The organism is Liquorilactobacillus sp. (genome assembly GCF_047719775.1).
Taxonomy (GTDB): Bacteria; Bacillota; Bacilli; order Lactobacillales; family Lactobacillaceae; genus Liquorilactobacillus.
Genome location: NZ_JBDNTS010000039.1, coordinates 1 through 7,618, shown reverse-complemented (window position 1 = coordinate 7,618; position 7,618 = coordinate 1). Strand labels below are relative to the sequence as shown.

The following is a 7,618-nucleotide window of genomic DNA, read 5'->3' as shown; positions in this document are numbered from 1 at the left end:
GCATAGGACAAAAAAGTCTCTATTTAAATTGTCTATTTTATTGACAGGGGACCAGGCAATGTTTTTTAAAAAAGAAAATTGGCATGTTGAGTATGCATATGATGGACTCGAGGCACTATCTAAATTTAAGGAGAGTCCGACAAGTTGGGATATGATTACCCTTGATTTGAATCTTCCAGGAATGGATGGAATCCAAGTTAACAATGAAATTAGGGCGATTTCAACAACGGTGCCAATCATTATTTTGACGGCACGTGATTCAGAGAGTGATCAGGTATTAGGGCTTGAGATGGGAGCAGATGATTATGTTGTTAAACCGTTTAGCCCAATTACATTGATTGCAAGAATCAAGGCATTGCATAGAAGAGCTGCACTGGCTAACAATTCGGTTTCTGTTGAACAAGAAGATAATGATTCCTTTGATGTAGTAACGGATCATTTTAAATTAAGTACAAAGACTAGAGAGGCCTATCTTTACGATAATATAATTAAAGATCTTACTCCTAAGGAATTTGATTTGCTAAAGACACTTTCACAAAAGCCACGACAGGTTTTTTCAAGGGATCAGTTATTGCAGTTGGTTTGGCATTACGAGTTTTATGGAGATGAGCGAACAGTTGATGCTCATATCAAAAAGTTAAGACAAAAAATTGAGAAAGTGGGTCCGCAGGTAATCCAAACGGTTTGGGGGGTAGGATATAAATTTGACGACCTTGAGGTGAAGGAATAATGAAGTTAATTTATCAGCAAATGCTTGCCTTTTTCATACTAATCATGACCCTTTTGCTGATTTTGGGATTTTCTTTTTTCCACATCACGCGTGAAGTGATTTATGAAAATACGTGGCAGCAATTGGAAGGGTATGCTTATAGCCTAAAGAATCAGTCTATGATGATTCAAAATCGTAATGGCAAACAAGTTTTAACCCTAAATGTTGATAAGTTAAGAACCAGTGAAGTTTTATTGAGTAATCAGCAGGTGCATTTTACTATCTATACTAGTCGAAATAATACTTTATATCCCAAAACTGGATACAAATCAGTGATTTCAGCTAAAGATTGGAAGAAACTGAAAAAGGGTGAAATTCTTAGAAGAAAAAGTGACTTAGGTTGGCGTGGTCCTAACAAACAAAAAGTACAAAACCAACAAAGAATGACTGATATTTTGGCACCGTGTTTTGATAGCTCTGGTAAGCTTGTGGCTGTAATTTCGGTGGGTGCTAAGGTTTCTAGTATTCAAGAATCATTTACAAAAATCCAAAAGAATCTTCTGTATATACTGCTTGTTTCTGCGCTTTTAGGCATGCTCATTAGTTATTTTCTGGCACATTATATCACCAAGCGAATTGGCAAACTACGAAAAGCAACGAGAGCTGTTGCAAATGGTAACTTTGATGTCAAAGTGATTGATAACAAACGTGATGAGCTTGATGATTTGGCAAAGGACTTCAATAAGATGACGGTTTCTCTGAAAAAATCCAATGAAGAAATCAGGCTGCAGGAACAAAGAAGACGACAATTTATGGCAGATGCTGCTCATGAGATGAGGACGCCATTGACGACCATTAATGGGCTTTTAGAGGGACTTGTCTATGATGCAATTCCGGAAGAAGATAAGGATAAGAGTATTAAATTAATGCGCAATGAGACTAAGCGCTTAATTAGACTTGTTAATGAAAATCTTGACTACGAGAAAATCAGGAGTGGTCAAATTGGTTTGAGACAATCAATTTTTAACGGGATGGATGTATTGAAGAATGTACAGGAACAACTGCGTAAAAAGGCTGGTAATTCAGGAGATACAATTGAAGTTACTGGGCCAGAAAAATTAGAGGTTTATGCAGATTATGATAGGTTTGTACAGATAGTTTTTAATATTACGCAAAATGCAATCCAATTTACTGAGAATGGAACAATAACTATTTCGGCTGAACGTGGACATAGATGCAGTATTTTTAGAATTTCTGATGATGGAATTGGAATGTCGGAAGAACAATTAAAAAATATTTGGGAAAGATATTATAAGGCAGATCCTTCACGTAAGAATACTAAATATGGTGAATCTGGTTTAGGTCTATCCATCGTTCAGCAATTAATGGAGATGCATAAGGGCAAGGTAGAAGTGACCAGCAAGATAGGAGCAGGAACTACATTTACTTTGATATTTCCTGATAAAAGATGAGGTTGATAGAGAGTGGAGATGTGGCATAGAATGGCAGGATTTTGTCGCTAACATGAAATTATGAATATCCGGTTGTCTTTTGTAGAGAAAATTGAAGTTAGACGAAGGGTTTTGGCTTATGAACAACGCTTATCTGGAGACAAAAAGAGAAGAGACCGAAATCTGTTTTTTGATCTAGCACCATGAATTTTTAACAAAAACCGCAAGAAGAAAAAGTGTTAATTTTCTTCTTGCGGTTTTTGTTAAGCCTAAATTTTATATTGTTTAGTTCTAGAGACTTGTATGACAATTGATAATTCCTTAATTCTATTGTTAATTACCGGATGAACTAGAACTTTCGCTGGTAGACGAAGAGCTTTTAGATGAAGCTGCAGCGCTGGAGACATTTTTTGCATTATTGTCAGTGGTTTCAAGTTCAGGAGCATCAGAGACGTAATCAGAGACGGTTGTTTTATTACCATTTTTACTCCATAGACTAGTAGATTTTTTTCCAAGAAGTTTTTGAATTTCAGAAATTTGACCGAAGCCATTTTTGTAGTTATAGTTTTTGGGATTAACAGGTGTAAATCCCTTTGGGACATAGAAGCGCAATAGGTTTTTGTTGTTCAAGGTATCTGACATAGTTAATTCAGTATTAACCTTGGTACTTTCCTTCTTGATCTTAGCAGTAAGACTTGCGGAAGGATGTGTTATCTGAAGACCAGTACTATTATCATATATATCACCATTAATCACAGAGTATTTAGGTGTTGTAAAATTTTCGTTTCGGAAAGCAACTACCTGATCATGCTGACTAGAAAAAAGGTCGGTCCCGAATTGGATATATCGCTTAGAACTAATTCCAAGTAAATGCAGCAATGTTGGTAAGACATCTATTTCACCACCATATTGTGTTTGTACACCACCACTTTGTACACCGGGGATATGAACCATAAATGGAACACGCTGCATTTGGAGATTATCATTGTCAGTCCAAGTAGATGATGATTTGCCTAATAAAGATGCTAATTTTAGATTACGTGAGTTAGAGATACCGTAGTGGTCACCATATATGATAATCATTGAGTTATTGTATAAACCACTTTTTTTCAAATAGTCAAAAAATTCTTTGACAGATTGATCTAGATAATGAGCAGTTACAAAATAGTTATCGACAGAAGTATCACCCGTATTAGCTGCTTTAAAACTGGTATTTTGCTTGTCTAGTTCATATGGGAAATGATTAGAAACGGTAATAAATTTGGCATAAAAAGGCTGCTGCAGTCTTTCCAAATACTTAACAGAATCGTGGAAAAGTAATTTATCTTTTAGACCATATTCTGTGAGATTATTCGCATTAGTATTAAAGTAACTTGCATCAAAAAAATTTTGATATCCTAAATTCTTATATACACTATTTCGATTCCAGAAAGAACCCTTATTTCCATGGAAGACGGCACTTGAATACCCTGCTCTTTGATTCAAAATTGCAGGAGCTCCTTCAAAAGTGTTGTCAGTTCCAAGCGATGAGAAGAGTGATCCTTGAGATAATCCATATGTGCTAGTTTCAAGCATATTTTCAGCATCAGAAGTCTTTCCTTGTCCAACTTGATTAAAAAAATTAGAGAAGCTGTAAGTAGAATTACTATTGTAAAGACTATTTAAAAAAGGTGTAACTTCCTTGCCATTCAAACGAAAATTAATTAGAAATTGTTCAAAACTTTCTAAATGAATAACTATGACATTGCGACCTTTAGCAATGCCAAACATACTGGAATTTGCCTTCGCGTAATGCTTTCTTGTGAATTGTAGGATGGTATTCAGATCTGAACTTGTTGCCTCATTACGGACCTGGTTATTCTTAGCAGTTTTTAAACCGTCATACAGTGTAAAGGTATCGATTCCTAAATATTTGACTAGATAATTACGATCAAAAGTTCTGGTCAATAATTGAGGACGGCCAATCTCTCCAAGTGTAATATTAAAAACAAGAAAAAAAAGTGCGAATGATGTTACTGCAGCCGCTTGTTTTGTGGGGATAGAATGGCGGTCAAATTTAATAAAGCGAGTAGCAAAGCCAAGAATTAATAAAATAATGTCTATAAACACAACAATATCTTGCGGCTTTAGTAATGCAAAAGAGCTAGTTGTTAATCCTTCAGAGACAGAAGAATAACCAAAAATAACGTTAATGGTCATAAAGTCGGTAAATTCACGATAATAAATGACATTAAACAATAGCAATGCAGAATTTGCAATGTATATTAAAAAAAGTGCCAGATAGGCTGGAGTCGTGCGTTTTATATATAGAGCGCAACCGAAGAATAAGACAGTTGTTGCTATAGGATTAAGTAAAAGAACTGCATATTGATAAATTCCAGTAACTCCGAGCCGAAAGTCAATTAAATATACAGCAATAGTTTTTAGCCAAAAAAGAAAGACTAATAAGAGAAAAAAGCCAAAACGCGTGCTTAATCCCTTTTTTAGTTTTGATAAGTACACGGTAGTAGAACCGTCCTTTCCGAAAAGTTCACTGATGACTTATTCTAAAACAAAAAATTAAAGTAAGTCAATTTACGACAACAATTATTATAAAAGATTTAGTAACTAATAACAATTTGAATTAATTAGTTGATAAAAATAAAGTAATCGGAGTTTTTTTGTAGAAAGTCTGTTATGATTAACAGTGAATATATATTATAGGAGATTTTTATTTGAAAACAATTGAAATTACAAAAGAAGCTGCAAGAAAGTACAAGGATGGTTTTCCCCAATTAAGTATGCGAGACTTTGTCAAGAACGAACATGAAGAAGATGGTTCTTTAGTCAAGTTAGTTATTGGCAAAATATTTGTTGCATATGCATATGTAGCAAAACAAAGAAATTCAGATGGCTGGATTCTTTCTTTAGATGAACAACAGTATATTAACGTTGACTTTTATAGGAAGCTTTTTACTGTAGCACAAGTTAAACGTACGAACTTTTATTATGATGAACAAACCAATGTTTTTCGTTTCTTTAATGGAAGCGGTGATGGTGTTGGTGGCTTGAACATTGATTATTTTGCTGGCTTTTATGTATTCACTTTCGAGAATCAGGGACTTTATTATCATCGTGAGATGCTTTATGAGGCCTTTGGAATCGCAGTTAATGATGCAAAGGGCGTGTACGAGAAATTACAATTTAATGTTCAAAACGATGGCTTGAAGAGAAGACATGTGCAGGGTGAAAAAGCTGCTGATACGTTGGAGATTAAACAAAACGGAATAAGTTTTGCCGTTCATCTGAATAGTGGGGATTTTGACTTTAACTTTGAAGAACGTGATTTACTTCTTGGACTAAAAGAAAAATATGCTTCTCAAAAGATTGTTTTGAGTTGCTTTAGCAAGAACGGCGCTGTTGCTGTTGCAGCTAAAGTTGGTGGTGCATTCAAGACAGTCAGCATTGATTTGAGTTCAAAAAACATTGCAAAGGCAAAAGAAAATTTTGAGCTAAACAATATAGCTGCGCAAAAGCAGGAAATCCGTGCAATGGATATCATGGGTTATTTGGATTATGCACAGAAGCATCACATTATGTTTGATGTAGTGGTATTAGACCCACCTGTCTTTGTTCGTGGAAAGAAAAATTCCTTTTCTTTAAACAAAGATTATTTTGATTTAATTCAAATGGCATTGCAGAGTGTTAAGGATGATGGCACAATGATTTTAACTGCTAATTCAGCAAGTATTTCAATGAAACGCTTTAAACAGGTAGTTATGGATGCTTTTGTGGACGCTGATTTTCACTATGAAGTTGAAGAAACTTACCGAGCAGCTGAGGACTTTGCAGTGAATAAGTCTTTTGCAAAGGGAAATACATTTAAGGCAATTGTTTTGAATGTGTCTAAAGGCCGTGAATAAATTTATTTTATAGGGTCGGTAAATAAGAAAACCTATGATTTTAATCGTAAGATGAATTAGTGCTTTGACCGCCCAAAATTGTATTCTGTTAATCGGTTCTCAGTATGTTGGAACTTTGGAGCAACTAGATTTGTTTGGAATTAGATGTTGGATATGCAACGCAAGCGCTATAAGAACAATAGAGATTCTAGGTTCTTAAATGGTTTTGCAATGAACTTCTTGTTAAGGCAATTAAAAACAGAATATTCATGGTTAAAGCAAGCTGAGAGTACTTCGCTATGAGTGATTCGAAGTTAGACGGAGAATTTTGACTTATGGAGCACGTTTACATGGAATAAATAAAAAGCTTTTGGTTCCCAACCATTTGAGCTTATCCGCAATGCCATACACAGCTAGATAGAGATGTAAATGCAAGTAAAAATATGTTAAAACTTGGTTTGGGTTAAACCTTGGTAAAATAGAGCAAACCGCTGTCGAATATTGAAATGTATGAGATAAGTTATGCTTGTTCCTAGAAGCTCGGTATTTTAGTGCTGATGCAAGTCACAAACTTGTAAAAAGTGGGTAAAGACTGATATAATATTATGCCGCAAAGAGAAAAAGAGAAATGAGGATTTGATATTATGTTAATTGCCCTAATACCCGCAATTGCGTGGGGAAGTATTGGGTTAGTAAGTGGAAAGCTCGGTGGAAGTGCCAATCAGCAGACTCTAGGGATGACTTGGGGTGCCTTGCTTTTTAGTATCTTGACGACGATTGTCTTTTGGCATCATATAGTTTTAAATACAACTTTGGAAGTTTGGATTGTTGGTATAATATCTGGCCTTTTTTGGAGCTTGGGTCAGAATCAACAATTTCATTCGATGAAAGCAATCGGTATTTCTAATACAGTTCCGCTTTCTACAGGTTTGCAATTGTTCTTCAATGCACTTGTTGGAGTTGTTTTATTCAGAGAGTGGACGAGCACACATCAGATTTCATTAGGGATATTGGCTTTGTTCATTCTGATTGTTGGGGCAACATTGACCTCAGTGAAAGATAATAAAAAAATTGGAGAAAATAAAGTAGATAATTGGTCTCTTGGGATAAGAGCGCTGGCATTGTCGACCTTGGGGTATGTCGGGTATGCTGTAGTTGTTAAATGGACTGGAGTAGATACCAAGTCTATGGTCTTACCCCAATCCCTAGGAATGGTGATTGGTGCGAGCTTCTTCGCATTTGGCAAAGATGCCTTGCAGAAAGAAACATATAAGAATGTGATCACAGGTCTTGTATGGGGAACAGGTAACTTTTTTATGTTTTTAGCAATTCCAATAATTGGACTTGCAATCAGTTATTCATTCTCGCAGATGGGAATAATAATTTCGACATTTGGAAGCATTTTACTGTTAGGTGAGAAAAAGACTGCAAAAGAATTGAGATTTATTACTTTTGGTTCGATTTTAATAATTATTGGTGGAATTTTGCTGTCGAATATCTAATAATATGATATCTTGTGAATTAAACAATCTAAGATTAGTTCTGGTATTAATTGGTGAAAATCAGTTAATATCAGA

The 7,618-nt window shown here is 35.2% G+C and carries 5 protein-coding genes and 1 pseudogene; 5 read left to right on the top strand and 1 reads right to left on the bottom strand.

Annotated elements, in window-relative coordinates; translation table 11 throughout:
* Window positions 1–58: 58 nt before the first annotated feature.
* Both ABF682_RS11785 and ABF682_RS11780 read left to right on the top strand, forming a co-directional pair.
* Window positions 59–730, top strand: a complete 672-nt coding sequence (locus ABF682_RS11785) for a response regulator transcription factor (RefSeq protein ID WP_415619922.1) — start codon at window positions 59–61, stop codon at window positions 728–730.
* The gene (locus tag ABF682_RS11780) at window positions 730–2,181 is read left to right on the top strand and encodes an ATP-binding protein (protein WP_415619921.1); all 1,452 of its coding nucleotides are present in this window, start codon (window positions 730–732) and stop codon (window positions 2,179–2,181) included. Before ABF682_RS11785 ends, ABF682_RS11780 begins: the two co-directional genes overlap by 1 nt.
* A gap of 312 nt (window positions 2,182–2,493) precedes the next feature.
* On the opposite strand, the gene ABF682_RS11775 is transcribed toward ABF682_RS11780, so the two are convergent.
* Window positions 2,494–4,662: an LTA synthase family protein gene (locus tag ABF682_RS11775; RefSeq protein ID WP_289981106.1), complete on the bottom strand. Its 2,169-nt coding sequence runs from the start codon at window positions 4,660–4,662 to the stop codon at window positions 2,494–2,496.
* A gap of 212 nt (window positions 4,663–4,874) precedes the next feature.
* On the opposite strand from ABF682_RS11775, the gene ABF682_RS11770 reads away from it, so the two are divergent.
* The 3 genes and pseudogenes from ABF682_RS11770 (at window position 4,875) to ABF682_RS11760 (ending at window position 7,543) form a co-directional block, all read left to right on the top strand.
* Window positions 4,875–6,062, top strand: coding sequence for a class I SAM-dependent rRNA methyltransferase (locus tag ABF682_RS11770; RefSeq protein WP_289981108.1), 1,188 nt, complete (start codon window positions 4,875–4,877; stop codon window positions 6,060–6,062).
* A 114-nt stretch (window positions 6,063–6,176) separates the two neighbouring features.
* Window positions 6,177–6,341 (top strand): annotated as a pseudogene (locus ABF682_RS11765) (helix-turn-helix domain-containing protein); the annotation flags it as partial.
* 344 nt (window positions 6,342–6,685) lie between these two features.
* The gene (locus ABF682_RS11760; protein WP_289981109.1) at window positions 6,686–7,543 is read left to right on the top strand and encodes a GRP family sugar transporter; all 858 of its coding nucleotides are present in this window, start codon (window positions 6,686–6,688) and stop codon (window positions 7,541–7,543) included.
* Window positions 7,544–7,618: the final 75 nt, after the last annotated feature.